Consider the following 17,295-nt stretch of genomic DNA (forward strand, 5'->3'; position numbering starts at 1 on the left):
ATGTGCCATCAAGCCGTCATCCCGCGCGATCCGCGCGGCTTGCACGGCCCGGACTACGGCTCGCCCGGGAGGGGCGGGCGAAGGAGGAACGCATGACCGAACTCAAGATTCACCCGCCTTCGGCGGATTTCGTGAAAAACGCCAAGATCGACGCCGCGACATACGACGAGATGTATGCCCGCTCGATCTCCGACCCCGACGGGTTCTGGGGCGAGGCGGCCGAACGGCTCGACTGGATGAAGAAACCCACCAAGATCAAGAACACCGATTTCAGCTATCCGGATGTCTCGATCAAGTGGTTCGAGGACGGTGAGCTGAACGTGGCGGCAAACTGCGTCGACCGCCACCTCGCCACCCGCGGCGACCAGGTCGCGATCATCTGGGAATCGGACGATCCCAACGTCTCCAGGCACATCACCTACAAGAAATTGTCGGCGAACGTGAACAAGTTCGCCAATATCTACAAGAAGCTCGGGGTGAAGAAGGGCGACCGCGTCGTGCTCTACATGCCGATGATCCCCGAAGCGGCCTATGCCATGCTCGCCTCGGCGCGGATCGGCGCGGTGCATTCCATCGTCTTCGCCGGGTTCAGCCCCGAGGCGCTGGCCAGCCGCGTGAACGACAGCGACGCCGCCCTGATCATCACCGCCGACGAGGCCCCGCGCGGCGGGCGCAACACCCCGCTCAAGGCCAATGTCGACAAGGCCCGCGAGATCACCGGCAACGTGCCCACCCTCGTGGTCGACCGCACCGGCGGCGACGTGCACATGGAACCGGGCGTCGATCACGCCTACCGCGCGCTGTTCGAGGAAGCCTCCGATCAGTGCGAGCCGGAAGTGATGAACGCCGAAGACCCGCTGTTCATCCTCTATACCTCCGGCTCCACCGGCACCCCCAAGGGCGTGCTGCACACGACCGGCGGCTACCTGCTCTACGCCGCGATGACGCACGAATACACCTTCGATTACCACGATGGCGACGTGTTCTGGTGCACTGCCGATGTCGGCTGGGTGACCGGGCACAGCTATATCGTCTACGGGCCCCTCGCCAACGGCGCGACCACGCTGATGTTCGAGGGCGTGCCCACCTACCCCGATGTCGGCCGGTTCTGGCAGGTGATCGAGAAGCACAAGGTCAACCAGTTCTACACCGCCCCGACGGCGATCCGCGCGCTGATGCGCCACGGTGCCGAGCCGGTGGAGCGCGCCGATCTGTCGTCGCTCAAGGTGCTGGGTTCGGTCGGCGAGCCGATCAACCCGGAGGCCTGGGAATGGTATAACGAGGTTGTCGGCAAGGGCACCCGTCCGATCGTCGATACCTGGTGGCAGACCGAGACCGGCGGCCACCTGCTGACCCCCCTGCCCGGTGCCCATGCCACCAAGCCGGGCGCGGCGATGAAGCCGTTCTTCGGCGTCCAGCCGGTGGTGCTCGATCCGCAGACCGGCAAGGAGATCGACGAGACCGAGTGCGAAGGCGTGCTCTGCATCAAGGACAGCTGGCCCGGCCAGATGCGCTCGGTATTCCGCAACCACGAGCGCTTCGTGAAGACCTATTTCGCCGACTACAAGGGCTACTACTTCTCCGGCGACGGCTGCCGCCGCGACGCCGACGGCGATTACTGGATCACCGGCCGGGTCGATGACGTGATCAACGTCTCCGGCCACAGGATGGGCACCGCCGAAGTGGAAAGCGCGCTGGTGGCGCATTCCAAGGTGGCCGAGGCCGCCGTGGTCGGCTTCCCGCACGCGCTCAAGGGGCAAGGCATCTACTGCTACGTCACCCTGATGGAAGGCGAGGCCTATACCGACGAGCTGCGCGAGGAACTGGTCGCCTGGGTGCGCAAGGAGATCGGCCCGATCGCCAAGCCCGACCATATCCAGTGGGCACCGGGGCTGCCGAAAACCCGTTCGGGCAAGATCATGCGCCGGATCCTGCGCAAGATCGCCGAGAACGATTTTGACGCGCTCGGCGACACCTCGACGCTCGCCGACCCGGGCGTGGTCGAAGACCTGATCGACAACCGCATGAACAAGTGATCCGGGCAGGATCGCGAGACTGGCGGCCGGGGGCAACCCCGGCCGTTTTCGTTACGGCTGCGCCTGCGCCCAACCCACGATTTCGCCGATCTCGGGGTAGCGCTCCAACTCATGCGGCGAGACCTTGTAGGCCGAGACTTTCGGTGTGCCGCGGATATCCTCCGGCACCAGCTTCTCGACATAGAGCGCCCAGTGGTTGCGCGGCGGCTGGCCGGTCAGTTGTTCGAGCTGTTCATCGACGAATTCAATCTGCCCCGGGCGCACGCCCCCCGACAGGCTGATGAAGGAATAGGGGCCGATCTCTGCACCCAGCGCCCTCAACGCCGCGCGCATCGGGTGGGCGATCCAGCGGTTCCACAGCGGGGCGATCACCAGGAGGTGGTCATGCCCGGGAAGATCGACTGGACGGATTCTCGGGAACCTGCGCAGCATCAGGTCGATCGCGATACTGATCGGCCAGCGTTTCGCGCGGGGCACGACGTCGACCAGCGGGCAGCCGAGCTTGCTGGCAAGTGTTTCGGCCAGCAGCCGGTTGTTGCCGGTAAAGGAATAGGCAAGAATCACGGGGCGCATGATCACCTCCCCTGCTCACACCCGCTATATGGGAGGCGCGGACAGGCGGCGCAACGCGACCGATCCGCGCCCCTTGCCTCACTTCTCGCGCGCCGCAAGCATCAGTTGCACCCGCTTGAGTTCGCGGATCACGCGATCGGTCTGGATCTCGGTCAACAGGTAGAGTTTCAGGACCGCGACGATCAGCATCGCGAGCACCGCTCCCAGCCCCCATTTGAGCGCGACGAGCGCCTCCGCGGCGGCGAAGAACTGCCACGCGGCCCAGATAAACAGCACCACGAACACCGCGATGTAGAGATAGGTCACCCATTTCAGCCAGGCATTGCGCCCGGAAAGCTGGGCCGCAAGCTCGGCGAACACGCCGCGTTCATTGGTTGCCTCCACGATCTCCCGGTCTTCCTGAGCGAGCGCCTCGGCGATCATCGTGTCAAGTTTGTCCATTGTCGTCTCCTTCCAGAACTGCGCGCAGCTTGGCGCGCGCATGCATGAGCCTCGTCTTCACCGTGCCCACCGGCACATCGAGCGCGGTGGCCACTTCCGAAACGGAAAGGTCTTCGAGGTAGAACAGTGCCACCGTGGCCGCCTGTTGCGGCGGCAACCCGGCAATGGCGTCGCGCACCTTGCCCGCATCGACCTCGTCGGGCCCTGCCTCGGGCACCGATGGCTCAACCTCCGCGCGCACCGCCTGCGCAAGGTTGCGCCCGCGCTGGCGCCGCTTGATCTCGCGGGCCACCCGGCGGGTCACGATCCTGAGCGCCCAGGGCAGGAACAGGCTTTCGTCCTGCAACCCCTTGAGCCCGCGCAGAATCTCGATCCAGGCCTCCTGCACCACGTCGCGCGCGGCCTCCTGCTCGCCCAGCAGGCGCGTGGCATGGGCCAGAAGCCGCCCGCCCCGAAACGCGACAAGCCGGGCCATCGCCCGCCGGTCGCCCGCGCGGGCGTTGGTGACCAACCAGGCATCGAGCGCACGCTCCTTGGCGGACATCGCCGTTCGTCCCTTTCCGCTTCCGATACAGGGTTAGTGCCCCGCCGACGCAAAACGGTTCAAAGCCGCAGGCGGCACCGCCGGGTTTTTGCACCTTCCGGCCGCGATACGATCCGATCCGCGCGCGCATCCGTAAACTGGAAAACGGAGCCCGTGATGGCAAGAACCACGATCTACTATGATGGCGCCTGCCCGCTGTGCCGGGCCGAGATCGCCCAATATTCCCGGCTGGATCAAGCCGGGCTGCTGGACCTCGTCGACGTTGCCGACCCGGCATCGGTCTTGCCCGAAGGCACCAGCCGCGCCGAGGCGCTCGCCCGGTTCCACGCGCGGAGCAGCGATGGCCGCCTGCTGTCGGGCGCGCGGGCCTTTGTCGAGGTCTGGCGCGATCTGCCGGGCTGGCGCTGGCTCGCCCGGTTCAGCCGGCTTCCCGGCGCGATCTGGCTGATGGAAGCGGGCTACCGTCTGTTTCTGCCGCTGCGCCCTGCCATCGTGCGCCTGTTTGTCGCGGTCACCCGCCACCGGGCCTGAGCCCCTCGCCTCTTGCGCCCTATTGCGCCGTCCAGCCGCCATCGACAGGAACCGTCGCCCCGGTGACGTTGTGGGCCAGCGGCGACGCGAGCCAGAGCGCAAGGGCCCCGATCTCGGACGGGTTCGACATCCGCAGGCTGGGCTGTTTCTCGGCCAGAAGCTCGGCCACCCCGGCCGCGCGATCTCCGCCATGCGCCTTGGCGCGGGCCTCGATCTGCGGCTCGATCAGCGCGGTTTCGGTCCAGCCCGGCGCGATGCAGTTGACCGTAACGCCGCCCGACTCGCGGCTTCCGGCGCGGGCATATTCCAGCGCGGCGACCTTGGAGAGCCCGATCAGCCCGTGCTTGGCGGCGACGTAGGGTGCCTTGTTCATCGAGGCGACCAGCCCGTGCACGCTGGCGATGTTGATCACCCGCCCGTAGCCGCGCACGGCCATGCCGGGGAGCGCGCCCTGCATGGTGTGGAACGCCGCCGAGAGGTTCACCGCGATGATCTGGTCCCATGTGCCCGGGTCCATGTCTTCGATCGACGCGGTGTGCTGGATACCGGCATTGTTGACGAGAATATCCACCCCGCCCCAGGCCTCGACCGCCGCCATCAGCGCGGCGATCCGCTCGGGGTGGCGCAGATCGCCTTCGAAGAACTCCGCTTGCGGTGCCCCGGCGGCCTTCAGTGCCTCGCAGGCCTCGTGCACCTCGACATCGCCCGCGATCCCGTGCACCGCGATCCGCGCCCCCGCCTCGGCCAGCGATCTGGCCACGGCAAACCCGATTCCGCGCACCGAGCCGGTTACAAGTGCAGTCTTGCCTGTCAGGTCGGTCATCGCCTATCCTTCTCCTGATTTCGTCATCGTCTTTGTGGGGGCGTTTCTGTCGCCCCGCGGCGCGGTGAGGGTAGGCCTTCCATCGGCAACTGGCCAGAGCCGGTTTTTTATACCAAATGGTTGAAAGAGATACGGAACCGGGGCAAGCTGGCTTTCCGAACACAGGAGTGCAGCCGATGGCGGACGACCCGCCCAGAACCCGGATCCAGCAGAAAAACCGTGCTGCAATCCTCGATGCCGCCCTCGACGTGTTCTCGCAGCACGGGTTTCGCGGTGCAACTCTTGATCAGATCGCCGGTGCGGCCGGGCTGTCGAAGCCGAACGTGCTCTACTATTTCCCCTCCAAGGAAGCGATCCACGAAGCCCTCGTCCATGGGCTGATCGACATCTGGGTGCAACCGCTGCACGACCTCGACCCCTCCGGCGACCCGGTCGAGGAAATCCTCGCCTATGTCGGGCGCAAGCTCGACATGAGCCGCCAGATGCCGCGCGAAAGCCGGTTGTTTGCCAACGAGATCGTGCAAGGCGCGCCAAGATTCGGGGCCGAGATCACCGGCCGGTTCAAGGATCTGGTCGACGAGAAGGCGGCGGTGATCCGGGGTTGGGCCGAAGCCGGGCGGATCAACCCGCTCGATCCCTATCACCTGATCTTCTCGATCTGGGCGACAACCCAGCACTACGCCGATTTCGACGTGCAGGTGCGCGGCATTCTCGCGCCCGTAGGCGACGCGCATTTTGACGACGCGGCCCGCTTCCTCGCTGCCCTCTACCGTGCCGCCCTGACCCCGCCCGGGGTGCGTTAACCAGGAAGCGCAATAGGTCTCGCCGCGTCAGGGGCGATCGGGTTAGTCTTTCCGGTGCACCGGTGGGGGCTCCTCAAGGAGCTAAGGGGCATGGAGATTCCCAAGCCGTTTTTTTATGGGCCGCTGCTCGCGGCCGGGTTCGGCCCGGCTCAAAGGAAAGACGTTCAGCTCACCCGGATCGCGCCGGGCACCGCGGCGCAGGGTGCGGGCAACGAAGCCCGGCAATACCCCGGACAGGAGCGCGCCGCCGCCGAGGCGCGCGACGTGGCCGCGCTACGCCGCGAAATGGACCGCCGGGCGCTTCCCCCCGGCCCACCGCCCGCCTTCAAGCTCAGCTTGCTGGAGATGGACCAGGACCTGCAACGCGTGATTGCCCGCGTCGAGGCAAGGCGCGCAGAGGCCAGCGATTCTGCCGCGCGGCAGCCGGTGGGCGCTGGCGCGGCGACCGCGAATGAAGCCACCGCCAGCCCCGAAGGCGGCGCGGGAACGCCGCTACCCGGCCCCGCGTGGCAGGCATGACCCACGCCGCGAAGCGGATCATCTCGGTCGCGCCGCAAACTCGCGCTTTCCTCGCGCCCTCCTCCGGCCTATAACCGGGAAAACCCGCAAATCCCCCAGGGTTCGTCCAAGGGGGCATCAGGCGTCGAGGAAGGCATGACCGATAAAACCCGTGACAGTGACGTGGCATTCATCAAGGCCCTGGCCGAACTTCTCACCGAGAATGACCTCGGTGAGATCAGGGTGAAGCGCGACTACGGCGAAGACGATGGGATCGACGTGCGTGTGAGCCGCGCCAGCGCGATGGTGGCCCCGCAAGCGGTCGCCGCCCCGGCCCCGGCACCCGCCGCAGCCCTGCAGCCCGCCGCTGCACCGGCGCCCGCCGCCCCGGCCGGCGACGGCGATCCCTCGGCCCATCCCGGTGCGGTCACCTCGCCGATGGTCGGCACCGTTTACCTCCAGGCCGAACCCGGCTCGCCCGCCTTCGTCAAGGTCGGCGACAGCGTGTCGGAGGGCGATACGGTCCTCATCATCGAGGCGATGAAGACGATGAACCAGATCCCTGCGCCGCGCGCGGGCATCGTCAAGCGCATCCTCGTGGAAGACGGCGCGCCCGTCGAGTTCGGCGCGCCCTTGATGATCATCGAATAAACCGGGGGCGAGCGCATGTTCGACAAGATCCTGATCGCCAACCGGGGCGAGATCGCGCTACGGGTGATCCGGGCGGCGCGCGAAATGGGGGTGCGCACCGTCGCCGTCCATTCCACCGCCGACGCCGACGCGATGCATGTGCGCATGGCTGACGAGTCGGTCTGCATCGGCCCGCCATCCAGCACCGACAGCTACCTGTCGGTGCCCGCGATCATCGCCGCCTGCGAGATCACCGGCGCGCAGGCGATCCACCCCGGCTACGGCTTCCTTTCGGAAAACGCCAATTTCGTGCAGATCCTCGAAGATCACGGCATCACCTTCATCGGCCCCACGGCGGAACATATCCGTATCATGGGCGACAAGATCACCGCCAAGGAAACCATGAAGAACCTCGGCGTGCCCTGTGTGCCCGGTTCCGACGGCGGCGTGCCCGACGTGGCGACCGCGCGCAAGGTGGCCGGCGAGATCGGCTACCCGGTGATCGTCAAGGCCACCGCCGGCGGCGGCGGGCGCGGCATGAAGCTCGCCAAGACCGAAGCCGAGATCGAGCGCGCGTTCCAGACCGCGCGCAGCGAATCCAAGGCCGCCTTCGGCAACGACGAGGTCTATATCGAGAAATACCTCGGCGCGCCGCGCCACATCGAGATCCAGGTTTTCGGCGACGGCAAGGGCAACGCGGTGCACCTCGGCGAGCGCGATTGCTCGCTGCAGCGCCGCCACCAGAAGGTGTTCGAGGAGGCCCCCGGCCCGGCGATCGACGCCGAAACCCGCGCGCGCATCGGCAAGGTCTGCGCCGACGCGGTCGCCTCGATCAACTACGCCGGGGCCGGCACAATCGAATTTCTCTTCGAGAACGGCGAGTTCTTCTTCATCGAGATGAACACCCGGTTGCAGGTGGAACACCCGGTGACGGAGGCGATCTTCGGCGTCGACCTCGTCCGCGAGCAGATCCGCGTGGCCGAGGGCCTGCCGATGTCGTTCACGCAAGAGGATCTGGTGATCAACGGCCATGCCATCGAAATCCGGATCAACGCCGAGAAGCTGCCGAATTTCTCGCCCTGCCCCGGCAGGATCACCCAGTATCACGTTCCCGGCGGGCTCGGGGTGCGGATGGATTCGGCGCTCTACGACGGCTATTCGATCCCGCCCTATTACGACAGCCTGATCGGCAAGCTCATCGTGCATGGCCGCGACCGGGACGAGGCGCTGTCGCGCCTGCAGCGTGCGCTCGGCGAGTTGATCGTCGACGGTGTCGATACCACGGTGCCGCTGTTCCACGCGCTGTTGCAGGAACCCGATATCCGCGCGGGCACCTACAATATCCACTGGCTCGAACGCTGGCTGGAAGAAAACCTCGGCTGATCCTCGTGGAGGCAACGCGTCTCAGTCCCGAGCTTCTGCTGCGCGCCTATGCCGCCGGGGTGTTCCCGATGTCGGAGGGGCGCGACGATCCGCGCGTGTTCTGGGTCGATCCCGACCGGCGCGGCATACTGCCGCTTGACGGCTTCCATCTCTCGCGCTCGCTCAGGCGCGCGATCCTGCGCCACCCCTTCGAGTTGACCCTCGACCTGGCCTTCGAGGACGTGGTGCGCGGCTGCGCCGACCGCGAGGAAACCTGGATCAACGACAACATCTTCCGCGCCTATTTCGCGCTGCACCGGCTGGGCCACGCCCATTCGATCGAAACCTGGGACGGCGACCGGCTGGTGGGCGGCGTCTACGGCGTGGCCCTGGGCCGGGTGTTTTTCGGCGAAAGCATGTTCTCGGCCGAAACCGACGCCTCCAAGATCGCGCTGGCCACGCTGGTGGCCCATCTGGCGCGCACCGGGTTCACCCTGTTCGACACCCAGTTTCTCACCGAGCATCTTGCCTCGCTCGGCGCAGTCGAGATCAGCCGCGCCGAGTATCGCCGCAGGCTCGCGGAAGGCTTGCAGGACGGGCCGGCCGAGATCCTTTCACGGCCCTTGCCCGATCCTCACTCGGTGGTGCAGGCCGTCACCCAGACGTCGAACCGGGCGTGATCGAGCGCATTGAGCCCGGGTGACGACGCCACCATCCAGCCTTCGAAGATCGGCGCTTCGCCGGCTTCCTCGCGGATCACCAGCCAGGCATAGGCATCGCCCGCCGGGTTTTCGACCGGGTATCGGCATTCGCCAAGGGTGATCTGGAGCCAGCCCAGGCCGACCGTGTCGCCGGTGCCGAGATCGAATTCCTCGACCGTGCTCGCCAGCTTGTCGAGCCCCCGGAGCCGGGCGCCGGTGCCAACCGCGACGATATCTTCCTCGGTGGTGATCACTTCGTCGCCCACGACCGAGCCGGGTGGCAGCGGTTCGAGCGTTTCGAGGTCGAAGGGTTCCAGCTCGATCACCTCGCCCTCGGCGCTCTCGGCGCTGTCCGGCCCCGGTTCAACCTCGGAGGGTTCAACCGGATCGAGCGGCACCACGACAACCTGCGAAACCGCCGGTGCGGCCGCGAAGGCAAGGAGATATGGGAGGAGGCGGAACATTGGTGTGCGCATCGGACGGGTTATTCCGGCTGCCACGCCTCGTAGTCGCGCCGTTCCGCCGGAGCGGGTTTCCGGATCGAGCCTGCGGGCACATAGGCCAGTTCGGTGCCGGTGAGGTTGTCGTGGTGCGGCTTTTCCCATGGCTTGTGGGCAAGCGGGTTCTCGGCCGGGTTCTCGTCGAAGGTATGGTGCAGCCAGCCGTGCCACTCGGCCGGCACCTTCGAGGCTTCCGGCTCACCGGCGTAAAGCACCCAGCGGCGCGAGTCGTCGCGGTTGCGGAAGTAGCGGTTGCCGGCGTCGTCTTCACCGACCTTCTCGCCACGAAACCGGGTCATCAGACGGGTGCCCAGCGTTTCAGAGTGATACCACGTGATCAGCGACAGAATGAACCGCATCAGAGCCTCCGTTTGTCTTGTCCCCATATGGCGCAACCGGCGCGCGGCGTCCAGTGCCAAACCCAGCCGCGGGCGGTGCGTCGCCGCCCGCGGCGAGCTACGGCTGCAACGGGTGCCGGGCGGTGACCTCGATTTCGATCTTCATTTCAGGCCTCATCAGCCCGGCCGCCAGCATCGTCGCGGCGGGACGGGCATTGACGAAAGCGCGCCGCAGCACCGGCCAGCAAGGCTCGAAATCGGCAGGGTCCGGCAGGATGTAGCGCACCTGCACCACGTCGTTGAGACTTGCCCCCGCCTCGGCCAGCGCACGGGCGATGGTGGCAAGCGCATTCTCGGCCTGCGTGACGACGCTTTCGGGCATCGTCATTGTTTCATAGTCGTAGCCGGTGGTGCCGGAGACGAAGATCCAGTCGCCCTCGACCACCGCGCGGCTGTAGCCAACCTGGGCTTCGAAGGGCGAACCAAAGGAGATGCGACGGCGGATCATGGCGTGGCTTTCAGGATACGCGGAACAGGAAAGCGGTTTCACCCCCTCTGCGCAAGGGGTTTTGAATGCACCTGCCCAGAACGAGAGAGGCCGCCCCCGAAGGTGCGGCCCCACGACGACGAACGGTCGGCGGTCAACTCGCGGTTGACTTGCCTTCCTTGGTTTCGGCGTAGATGATCAGCGGCTTGGCCACCGAGGTTACTGCCTCCTCGTTCACCACCACCTCGTCGACATTGTCGAGCGACGGCAGTTCGAACATCGTCTCGAGCAGGATGTCTTCCATGATCGAGCGCAGCCCGCGCGCGCCGGTCTTGCGGGCGATGGCGCGCTTGGCGATGGCTTTCAGCGCATCCTCGGTGAAGGTGAGCCGCGCGTCTTCCAGTTCGAACAACCGCTGGTACTGCTTGACCAGCGCGTTCTTGGGCTGGGTCAGGATCGTGACCAGCGCTTCTTCGTCGAGGTCGGTCAACGTGGCGATCACCGGCAGGCGGCCGACGAATTCGGGGATCAGGCCGAACTTGAGCAGGTCTTCCGGCTCCAGTTCCTGGAACACCTCGCCGACGCCGCGGGTTTCTTCGCCCTTGACCTCGGCGCCAAAGCCGATCGAGGTGCCGCGGCCGCGATGCGAGATGATCTTGTCGAGCCCGGCGAAGGCGCCGCCGCAGACGAAGAGGATGTTGGTGGTGTCGACCTGCAGGAATTCCTGCTGCGGATGCTTGCGCCCGCCCTGCGGAGGCACGCTGGCCACGGTGCCCTCCATGATCTTCAGGAGCGCCTGCTGCACCCCCTCGCCCGAGACATCACGGGTGATCGAGGGGTTGTCGGACTTGCGGGTGATCTTGTCGACCTCGTCGATGTAGACGATGCCGCGCTGCGCCCGCTCGACGTTGTATTCTGATGCCTGAAGCAGCTTCAGGATGATGTTCTCCACGTCCTCGCCAACGTAGCCCGCTTCGGTGAGCGTGGTCGCGTCGGCCATGGTGAAGGGCACATCGAGGATCCGCGCAAGCGTTTGCGCCAGCAAGGTCTTGCCCGAGCCGGTGGGGCCGATCAGCAGGATGTTGGACTTGGAAAGCTCGATATCGTCGGCGTTGGTGGCGGCGTGGTTGAGCCGCTTGTAGTGGTTGTGCACCGCCACCGAGAGCACGCGCTTGGCATGGGCCTGCCCGATCACGTAATCGTCGAGCACGTTGCAGATCTCCTGCGGCGTCGGCACGCCGTCGGTCGATTTGAGGCCGGATCCCTTGGTTTCCTCGCGGATAATGTCCATGCACAGCTCGACGCATTCATCGCAGATGAACACCGTCGGCCCCGCGATCAGCTTGCGCACCTCATGCTGGCTCTTGCCACAGAACGAGCAATAGAGGGTGTTCTTGCTGTCTCCACCGGAGGAGTTGTTCGCCATTTCGTCGTTTCCTCGGGGCCAATGCCCCGTTCCTGTTCGGCCCCTTGAGACCATTTTGCCCTGCCCCGGACCATAAGTCAGGGGGCAAAGCCGCACAATGTCGAATTGCCCCCCTATGTCCGGGGGGCAACAGATCAGTCCTCTTCGGGCCGCGGCCGCGCTTCGAGGATCTCGTCAATCAGGCCCCAATCCCGGGCTTCCTCGGGGTCCATGAAATTGTCGCGCTCCAGGGCCGCCTCGACCTCTTTCAACTTCCGGCCGGTGTGCTTGACGTAGATCGCATTCAGCCGGTCCTTCAGTTTCTGGGTTTCCTTGGCGTGAATCATGATGTCTGTCGCCTGGCCCTGGTAGCCGCCGGAGGGCTGGTGCACCATGATCCGGCTGTTAGGCAGCGAGAAGCGCATGCCCTTTTCACCGGCGGTGAGCAGGAGCGAGCCCATCGACGCGGCCTGGCCGATCACCAGCGTCGAGACCTTGGGCCGGATGTATTGCATCGTGTCGTAGATCGACAGGCCCGAGGTGACAACGCCACCGGGCGAGTTGATATACATCGCGATTTCCTTCGAGGGATTCTCGGCTTCGAGAAACAGAAGCTGGGCACAGATCAGGCTCGACATGCCGTCATGCACCGGACCGTTGAGAAAGATGATCCGCTCCTTGAGCAGGCGCGAGAAGATATCGTAGGCCCGTTCGCCGCGGCTGGTCTGCTCGACCACCATCGGCACGAGGGTGTTCATGTAGGTCTCTAGGGGATCGTGCATCTTGCCTGCCTTTGCTATCGGTCCGCCGGGCAATCCTCCCCGGGCTTCGCAGAATCCTAATGGTGCACACCGGGGGCTTCAAGGGCACAACGACCAACCGACCTCATCCGTCGCACGGGGCAGGTTAACATCTGGTTGAACGCGCGCGGCGCCTGGGAGGGTTTCCCAACCGGAAACCGCCACCGATGCGCGGCAGAACCGGTCGCCCGGCGCGCCTCAATGCGGGGTGATGCCGCGGAGGCGTTCGGAGCGGCGGCGCAGCAGTTCGACCGTTGTGAGCAGAAGAATCGAGACCACCACGAGGATCGTCGCCACCGCGAGGATCGCCGGGCTGATCTGTTCGCGGATCCCGTTCCACATCTGGCGCGGGATGGTCTGCTCATCGAGCCCGCCGACGAAGAGCACCACCACCACCTCGTCGAAAGAGGTGACAAAGGCGAACAGCGCACCCGAGATCACGCCGGGCAGGATCAAGGGCATCTGCACCCGGCGGAAGATCGTCACCGGGTCGGCACCGAGATTGGCGGCGGCGCGGGTCAGCGAATGGTCGAAACCCACCAGCGTCGCGGTCACGGTGATGATGACGAAGGGAATGCCGAGCGTGGCATGGGCGAGGATCAGCCCGAGATAGGGCACGCCCCAGGCGCTGATCTGGATCGAGGAGTAGAAAAAGAACAACCCGGTGGCGACGATGATGATCGGCACGATCATCGGGCTGATCAGGATCGCCATGATCGCGCGACGCCCCGGCATCTCGGGCCGCGACAGGCCAAGTGCCGCCACGGTGCCGAGCACCGCGGCGATGATGGTGGCGAAGAAGCCCACGATGACCGAGTTTTTCGCCGCCGTGATCCAGTTGGCATTGCGCCATGCATCGCTCCACCACGCCGCGTCGCGCGCCGCGTCGGGAGCCTGCATCCCGAAGGTCAGCAGGGTTTCATACCAGCGCGTCGAATAGCCCTCGGGGTCGAACCGGAGCATCTTTTCGGTGAAGGTGAAATAGGGCTCGACGTTGAACGACAGCGGGATCACCACAAGGATCGGCGCGATCAGGAAGACGAAGATCAGCCCCGACAGCACGAGATAGACGTAGTGCCAGACCCGTTCGAGCGGCGATGCGTAGTTGGGAAGCGCCATGGTCGGTTACCCCAGCTTCAGATTGTCGATGCCCACGAGCCGGTCGTAGAGCCAGTAGAGAATGAGCACGCCCGCGAGCAGGATCGCCGCCAGCGCCGCGGCCAGCGACCAGTTGAGCGAACGCTGCATGTGGAACGCGATGAGGTTGGAAATCAGTTGGCCGTCGGCACCGCCGACGAGTGCCGGCGTGATGTAGTAGCCGACCGAGAGGATGAAGACGAGCAAAGCCCCCGCGCCAATGCCCGGCACGGTCTGCGGAAAGTAGATCCGGCGAAACGCCGTCCAGCTCGTCGCCCCGAGCGAGCGCGCGGCGCGCACGTAGGAGGGGTTGATCGGCCGCATCACCGAGTAGAGCGGCAACACCATGAACGGCAGCAGGATATGGGTCATCGCCACCACGGTGCCGACCTGATTATACATCATCTGGAGCCGGTTCTCATCGGCCAGAATCCCGATCCCCACCAGCGCATCGTTGACCACGCCCTGGCCCTGCAGAAGCACCATCCAGGAGGTGGTGCGCACCAGCAGCGAGGTCCAGAACGGCAACAGCACGAAGATCATCAGGAGGTTGGAATAGCGCAGCGGCAGCGTCGCCAGCAGGTGCGCGATCGGATAGGCGAGCACGAAGGTCAGGAAGGTGATCAGCACCGAGAGAAACAGCGTGCGGACGAACAGCTTGACGTAGACCTGCCGGTTCTCGTCGACCGCCGCGACCGCACCCTCGGGGTTGCGTTCGAGATCGACGGCGGCAAGGTAGAAATCGACGGTGTAGCTCGACGTGGCGTTTCGCATCACCGACCAGAGTTCGGGATCGCCCCATTGCTCGTCGAGGTCGAGAAAGGCATCGCGGTAGGGCGGCTCCAACTTGTCGGCCCGGCGCGCGGCCTTGGTGAACATCGAGCGCGACCCGGCGTAGCCGTAATTGATCCGGGTCCCCGCGCTTCCGGCGGCGCGAAGCTCGCCCAGGTGCACGAGCCCGTCGCGCAACGCGGAAAAAGCGGCCTCGTCGGGCTCGACCCCGCGCGGGTTGTCATCGAACCACGCGGCAAGATCGGTCATGATCGGGGTCCGGGTGCCACTGCCGATATCGGTATGAACCGTGAAGCCCTCGTTGTGAAACGAGCGGTGCAGCATCTGCCCGATCGGGACGATGAAGGTCACCACGATGAAAACCAGCAGCGGCGCGACCAGCCCGATCGCGCGCAGCCGTGACCGGCGTTGCGCCCGCGCGAGTGCCTGCTTGAGCGGCCTGCCATCGGCGGTGGTCAGCATCTGTCCTGCGGTTGTATCGGCCATCTCGTCCCTCACCCTTCGGGGGTGGGCGGGCCCGGCAGGGCCCGCCCGTGTCTCGGCTCGCAAACCGGCCGGTTACTGGGCCAGCCAGGCGTTGAAGCGCTCGTTGAGTTCGGCGTCCATGTCGACCCAGAACTCGAAGTCGTTCACGAGCGCGTTTTTCAGCGCCTCGGGCGAGGTCGGCATATGCGGTGCCATCTCGGTCTTTCCGTCCGAGTAGAGCCCGACATGGGCCGCCGACGACTTGCGCGCCGGACCGTAGGAGATCCAGCTCGCCTGATCCGCCAGACGCTTGGTGTCGGTGGAATAGACGATGTATTTCAACGCGTTTTCAGGGTTCTTGGCCCCCTTCGGGATGACGAAAAGATCATAGTCGAGGATCTGGCCGTCCCACATGATCTCGAAGGGCTGCCCCTCGGCCACCTGGGCGTTGAAGATCCGGCCGTTGTAGGCGGTCGTCATCGCAACTTCGCCATCGGCCAGAAGCTGCGCGGGTTGCGCGCCGGCTTCCCACCAGACGATATCGCTCTTGATCTCGTCGAGCTTGGCAAAGGCACGGTCCACGCCCTCGCTGGTGCCGAGCATGTCATACACCTCGCCGGCTGGCACGCCATCGCCGATCAGCGCCATCTCGAGCGTCGCCTTGGCGGATTTGCGCAAGCCCCGCTTGCCGGGGAATTCCTCGGTGTCGAAAAAATCCGCCATCGTGGTCGGGGTGCCTTCGACATTGGCGGTGTTGTAGGCCACGGCCGTCGACCACACGATGCTGGCAACCGCGCAATCCTGGAGCGCACCGTCAATGAAGTCCTCGGTGGCGGGGGTGCCGTCGTCGCCCGGTGGCAGGATCGAATGGTCGATCGGCTCAAGCAGCCCCTCGTCGCAAAGGCGCACGGCATCGGAGAACTCGACATCGGCGACGTCAACCGTGACGTTGCCGGCTTCGACCTGCGCCTTGAGCGGGGTCGCAGGGTTGTCGGCCGCCACCATGGTCACGGTGATCCCGGTTTCAGCCGCGAAGGGCTTGTTGTAGGCCTCAACCTGCGATTTCTCGTAGGCCCCACCCCACGACATCACGACCACTTCGCCCTCGGCCATCGCCGCGCCGGTTACACCGGCAAACACGCTCGCCATGAGCACGGATTTCATCTTCATTCGCAAACTCCCTTGTCGTCGCCCGGTTGAACTTCGGAGGCTGGTCCGGGCAAACCCGGCCTCCATTGAAACATCGCGCACCGCCCTTGCGGGACGAGACGCGATCGCTCACGCCTCACGCATCGAGCGCGCGGCAATCCTGGGGCAACCAGCCAATCTCGATTTGTGCGCCCGGTTCCAGCCGCACCTGGTCGGGCGCGTTGCGGGTCTTGACGATGAACTCGTCGTTGCCTGCCACCCGCAGCCGGGTGCGGAAGATATCGCCCATGTAGATGAATTCGAGCACTTCGGCGTGCAGCGTGTGCGCCCCCTCCGGCAGACGGTCCGGGTTGTATTCCACCCGCTCGGGACGGATCGAAACCCTGGTCTTGTCGCCGACCCTGGTCACGTTCACCGGCTTGGCGTCAAAGATCTCGCCATCGTCGAGGCGCACCACGCATTTGTCGGCATGCATTTCGACCACTTCGCCCACCAGCGTGTTGTTCTCGCCGATGAACTGCGCCACGAAGCTGTTCTTCGGCTCCTCGTAGAGCACCGCGGGCGGATCGAGTTGCTGGATCCGGCCATCGTCGAACACCGCGACCCGGTCCGACATGGTGAGTGCCTCGGTCTGGTCGTGGGTCACGTAAACCGTGGTGATGCCCAGATCATGCGCCAGCCGGGTGATCTCGAACTGCATGTGCTCGCGCAACTGCTTGTCGAGCGCGCCGAGCGGTTCGTCCATCAGCACAAGCTCGGGCTCGAACACCAGCGCGCGGGCGAGCGCGATGCGCTGCTGCTGGCCACCCGAAAGCTGTGCCGGGCGACGATTGACGAAAGCGCCCATCTGCACCATTTCGAGCGCGCGCATGATCTTGGCCTCGCGCTCGGATTTGCCAAGGCCCCGCACTTCGAGCGGAAACGACAGGTTCTCTCCCACCGTCATATGCGGAAACAGCGCGTAATTCTGGAACACCATGCCGATTCCGCGCTTGTGCGGCGGGATATCGTTGATCGGCTTGCCGCCAAGCAGGATTTCGCCGTGGGTGGCGGTTTCGAACCCCGCGAGCATCATCAGGCAGGTGGTCTTGCCCGAGCCCGAGGGCCCCAGCATGGTAAGAAATTCGCCCTTGCCGATGGAAAGGTTCAGATCCTTCACCACGAGCGTTTCGCCGTCATAGCTTTTCTGCACGCGGTCGAAGACGACGAAACCGTCGTTCAAGTCTTCGCTTGTCAAGTGATCCCCTCTTATTCCCTGTCGTTATTATTTTATTGGTCTG

Annotated in this window: 20 protein-coding genes; 7 read left to right on the forward strand and 13 right to left on the reverse strand. The window is 65.3% G+C overall.

The genetic code is table 11. The features are described from left to right. Positions 1 to 92: 92 nt before the first annotated feature. Entirely contained in the window at positions 93 to 2,036 is a 1,944-nt protein-coding gene (acs, locus tag B9Y97_RS01490; protein WP_085525097.1) for an acetate--CoA ligase, read from the forward strand. Between the two features lie 51 nt (positions 2,037 to 2,087). On the opposite strand, the gene B9Y97_RS01495 is transcribed toward acs, so the two are convergent. The 3 genes from B9Y97_RS01495 to B9Y97_RS01505 all read right to left on the reverse strand — a co-directional run bounded on the left by B9Y97_RS01495 (position 2,088) and on the right by B9Y97_RS01505 (position 3,594). Next, the gene (locus B9Y97_RS01495) at positions 2,088 to 2,609 is read right to left on the reverse strand and encodes a hypothetical protein (protein WP_085525098.1); all 522 of its coding nucleotides are present in this window, start codon (positions 2,607 to 2,609) and stop codon (positions 2,088 to 2,090) included. A 78-nt stretch (positions 2,610 to 2,687) separates the two neighbouring features. After that, on the reverse strand, positions 2,688 to 3,050 hold the full coding sequence (locus B9Y97_RS01500) for a DUF6768 family protein (RefSeq protein WP_085525099.1): 363 nt from the start codon (positions 3,048 to 3,050) through the stop codon (positions 2,688 to 2,690). Further along, complete coding sequence (locus B9Y97_RS01505) at positions 3,037 to 3,594, reverse strand: RNA polymerase sigma factor (RefSeq protein WP_085525100.1); 558 nt, start codon at positions 3,592 to 3,594, stop codon at positions 3,037 to 3,039. Before B9Y97_RS01505 ends, B9Y97_RS01500 begins: the two co-directional genes overlap by 14 nt. Positions 3,595 to 3,750: 156 nt before the next feature. Here B9Y97_RS01505 and B9Y97_RS01510 point away from each other — a divergent pair, with 156 nt between their 5' ends. Beyond that, positions 3,751 to 4,125: a thiol-disulfide oxidoreductase DCC family protein gene (locus B9Y97_RS01510; protein WP_085525101.1), complete on the forward strand. Its 375-nt coding sequence runs from the start codon at positions 3,751 to 3,753 to the stop codon at positions 4,123 to 4,125. A gap of 19 nt (positions 4,126 to 4,144) precedes the next feature. On the opposite strand, the gene B9Y97_RS01515 is transcribed toward B9Y97_RS01510, so the two are convergent. Next, positions 4,145 to 4,948 carry a 3-hydroxybutyrate dehydrogenase gene (locus B9Y97_RS01515; RefSeq protein ID WP_085525102.1) on the reverse strand — a complete coding sequence of 268 codons (804 nt, stop codon included), beginning with the start codon at positions 4,946 to 4,948 and terminating at the stop codon, positions 4,145 to 4,147. A gap of 176 nt (positions 4,949 to 5,124) precedes the next feature. Between B9Y97_RS01515 and B9Y97_RS01520 the strand changes: the two genes are divergently transcribed. From B9Y97_RS01520 to aat, 5 genes are all read left to right on the forward strand, one after another. Further along, complete coding sequence (locus B9Y97_RS01520; protein ID WP_085525103.1) at positions 5,125 to 5,751, forward strand: TetR family transcriptional regulator C-terminal domain-containing protein; 627 nt, start codon at positions 5,125 to 5,127, stop codon at positions 5,749 to 5,751. Between the two features lie 90 nt (positions 5,752 to 5,841). Further along, positions 5,842 to 6,270 carry a hypothetical protein gene (locus tag B9Y97_RS01525; protein ID WP_085525104.1) on the forward strand — a complete coding sequence of 143 codons (429 nt, stop codon included), beginning with the start codon at positions 5,842 to 5,844 and terminating at the stop codon, positions 6,268 to 6,270. A gap of 135 nt (positions 6,271 to 6,405) precedes the next feature. Continuing rightward, the gene (accB, locus tag B9Y97_RS01530) at positions 6,406 to 6,900 is read left to right on the forward strand and encodes an acetyl-CoA carboxylase biotin carboxyl carrier protein (protein WP_085525105.1); all 495 of its coding nucleotides are present in this window, start codon (positions 6,406 to 6,408) and stop codon (positions 6,898 to 6,900) included. 15 nt (positions 6,901 to 6,915) lie between these two features. Continuing rightward, positions 6,916 to 8,262 carry an acetyl-CoA carboxylase biotin carboxylase subunit gene (gene accC, locus B9Y97_RS01535; protein WP_085525106.1) on the forward strand — a complete coding sequence of 449 codons (1,347 nt, stop codon included), beginning with the start codon at positions 6,916 to 6,918 and terminating at the stop codon, positions 8,260 to 8,262. A gap of 5 nt (positions 8,263 to 8,267) precedes the next feature. Beyond that, positions 8,268 to 8,921, forward strand: coding sequence for a leucyl/phenylalanyl-tRNA--protein transferase (gene aat / locus B9Y97_RS01540; protein ID WP_254900822.1), 654 nt, complete (start codon positions 8,268 to 8,270; stop codon positions 8,919 to 8,921). On the opposite strand, the gene B9Y97_RS01545 is transcribed toward aat, so the two are convergent. The 9 genes from B9Y97_RS01545 to B9Y97_RS01585 form a co-directional block, all read right to left on the reverse strand. Beyond that, positions 8,876 to 9,406 (reverse strand): DUF2155 domain-containing protein, encoded by a 531-nt coding sequence (locus B9Y97_RS01545; RefSeq protein ID WP_085525107.1) that lies wholly within the window; start codon positions 9,404 to 9,406, stop codon positions 8,876 to 8,878. The two genes, aat and B9Y97_RS01545, sit on opposite strands and share 46 nt — an antisense overlap. A 20-nt stretch (positions 9,407 to 9,426) precedes the next feature. Next, entirely contained in the window at positions 9,427 to 9,801 is a 375-nt protein-coding gene (locus B9Y97_RS01550) for an NADH:ubiquinone oxidoreductase subunit NDUFA12 (protein WP_085525108.1), read from the reverse strand. A 97-nt stretch (positions 9,802 to 9,898) separates the two neighbouring features. Beyond that, entirely contained in the window at positions 9,899 to 10,288 is a 390-nt protein-coding gene (locus B9Y97_RS01555) for a RidA family protein (protein WP_085525109.1), read from the reverse strand. Positions 10,289 to 10,421: 133 nt separating this feature from the next. Continuing rightward, positions 10,422 to 11,693 carry an ATP-dependent Clp protease ATP-binding subunit ClpX gene (clpX, locus tag B9Y97_RS01560; protein ID WP_085525110.1) on the reverse strand — a complete coding sequence of 424 codons (1,272 nt, stop codon included), beginning with the start codon at positions 11,691 to 11,693 and terminating at the stop codon, positions 10,422 to 10,424. A 134-nt stretch (positions 11,694 to 11,827) separates the two neighbouring features. Continuing rightward, positions 11,828 to 12,454, reverse strand: coding sequence for an ATP-dependent Clp protease proteolytic subunit (locus B9Y97_RS01565; RefSeq protein WP_085525111.1), 627 nt, complete (start codon positions 12,452 to 12,454; stop codon positions 11,828 to 11,830). 216 nt (positions 12,455 to 12,670) lie between these two features. Further along, positions 12,671 to 13,591, reverse strand: a complete 921-nt coding sequence (locus B9Y97_RS01570) for an ABC transporter permease (RefSeq protein WP_085525112.1) — start codon at positions 13,589 to 13,591, stop codon at positions 12,671 to 12,673. Positions 13,592 to 13,597: 6 nt separating this feature from the next. Further along, positions 13,598 to 14,887 carry an ABC transporter permease gene (locus B9Y97_RS01575; protein WP_085525113.1) on the reverse strand — a complete coding sequence of 430 codons (1,290 nt, stop codon included), beginning with the start codon at positions 14,885 to 14,887 and terminating at the stop codon, positions 13,598 to 13,600. A 72-nt stretch (positions 14,888 to 14,959) separates the two neighbouring features. After that, positions 14,960 to 16,036 carry an ABC transporter substrate-binding protein gene (locus B9Y97_RS01580; protein ID WP_085525114.1) on the reverse strand — a complete coding sequence of 359 codons (1,077 nt, stop codon included), beginning with the start codon at positions 16,034 to 16,036 and terminating at the stop codon, positions 14,960 to 14,962. Between the two features lie 115 nt (positions 16,037 to 16,151). Then, positions 16,152 to 17,252 carry an ABC transporter ATP-binding protein gene (locus B9Y97_RS01585; protein ID WP_085525115.1) on the reverse strand — a complete coding sequence of 367 codons (1,101 nt, stop codon included), beginning with the start codon at positions 17,250 to 17,252 and terminating at the stop codon, positions 16,152 to 16,154. Positions 17,253 to 17,295: the final 43 nt, after the last annotated feature.

The organism is Maritimibacter sp. HL-12 (assembly GCF_900177545.1).
Lineage (GTDB): Bacteria > Pseudomonadota > Alphaproteobacteria > Rhodobacterales > Rhodobacteraceae > Sinisalibacter.

Excerpts from the sequence above, each read along its gene's own strand:
- acs (WP_085525097.1), top strand. The coding sequence starts at position 93 with ATGACCGAACTCAAGATTCACCCGCCTTCGGCGGATTTCGTGAAAAAC.
- B9Y97_RS01495 (WP_085525098.1), bottom strand. The coding sequence starts at position 2,609 with ATGCGCCCCGTGATTCTTGCCTATTCCTTTACCGGCAACAACCGGCTG.
- B9Y97_RS01500 (WP_085525099.1), bottom strand. The coding sequence starts at position 3,050 with ATGGACAAACTTGACACGATGATCGCCGAGGCGCTCGCTCAGGAAGAC.
- B9Y97_RS01505 (WP_085525100.1), bottom strand. The coding sequence starts at position 3,594 with ATGTCCGCCAAGGAGCGTGCGCTCGATGCCTGGTTGGTCACCAACGCC.
- B9Y97_RS01510 (WP_085525101.1), top strand. The coding sequence starts at position 3,751 with ATGGCAAGAACCACGATCTACTATGATGGCGCCTGCCCGCTGTGCCGG.
- B9Y97_RS01515 (WP_085525102.1), bottom strand. The coding sequence starts at position 4,948 with ATGACCGACCTGACAGGCAAGACTGCACTTGTAACCGGCTCGGTGCGC.
- B9Y97_RS01520 (WP_085525103.1), top strand. The coding sequence starts at position 5,125 with ATGGCGGACGACCCGCCCAGAACCCGGATCCAGCAGAAAAACCGTGCT.
- B9Y97_RS01525 (WP_085525104.1), top strand. The coding sequence starts at position 5,842 with ATGGAGATTCCCAAGCCGTTTTTTTATGGGCCGCTGCTCGCGGCCGGG.
- accB (WP_085525105.1), top strand. The coding sequence starts at position 6,406 with ATGACCGATAAAACCCGTGACAGTGACGTGGCATTCATCAAGGCCCTG.
- accC (WP_085525106.1), top strand. The coding sequence starts at position 6,916 with ATGTTCGACAAGATCCTGATCGCCAACCGGGGCGAGATCGCGCTACGG.
- B9Y97_RS01545 (WP_085525107.1), bottom strand. The coding sequence starts at position 9,406 with ATGTTCCGCCTCCTCCCATATCTCCTTGCCTTCGCGGCCGCACCGGCG.
- B9Y97_RS01550 (WP_085525108.1), bottom strand. The coding sequence starts at position 9,801 with ATGCGGTTCATTCTGTCGCTGATCACGTGGTATCACTCTGAAACGCTG.
- B9Y97_RS01555 (WP_085525109.1), bottom strand. The coding sequence starts at position 10,288 with ATGATCCGCCGTCGCATCTCCTTTGGTTCGCCCTTCGAAGCCCAGGTT.
- clpX (WP_085525110.1), bottom strand. The coding sequence starts at position 11,693 with ATGGCGAACAACTCCTCCGGTGGAGACAGCAAGAACACCCTCTATTGC.
- B9Y97_RS01565 (WP_085525111.1), bottom strand. The coding sequence starts at position 12,454 with ATGCACGATCCCCTAGAGACCTACATGAACACCCTCGTGCCGATGGTG.
- B9Y97_RS01570 (WP_085525112.1), bottom strand. The coding sequence starts at position 13,591 with ATGGCGCTTCCCAACTACGCATCGCCGCTCGAACGGGTCTGGCACTAC.
- B9Y97_RS01575 (WP_085525113.1), bottom strand. The coding sequence starts at position 14,887 with ATGGCCGATACAACCGCAGGACAGATGCTGACCACCGCCGATGGCAGG.
- B9Y97_RS01580 (WP_085525114.1), bottom strand. The coding sequence starts at position 16,036 with ATGAAGATGAAATCCGTGCTCATGGCGAGCGTGTTTGCCGGTGTAACC.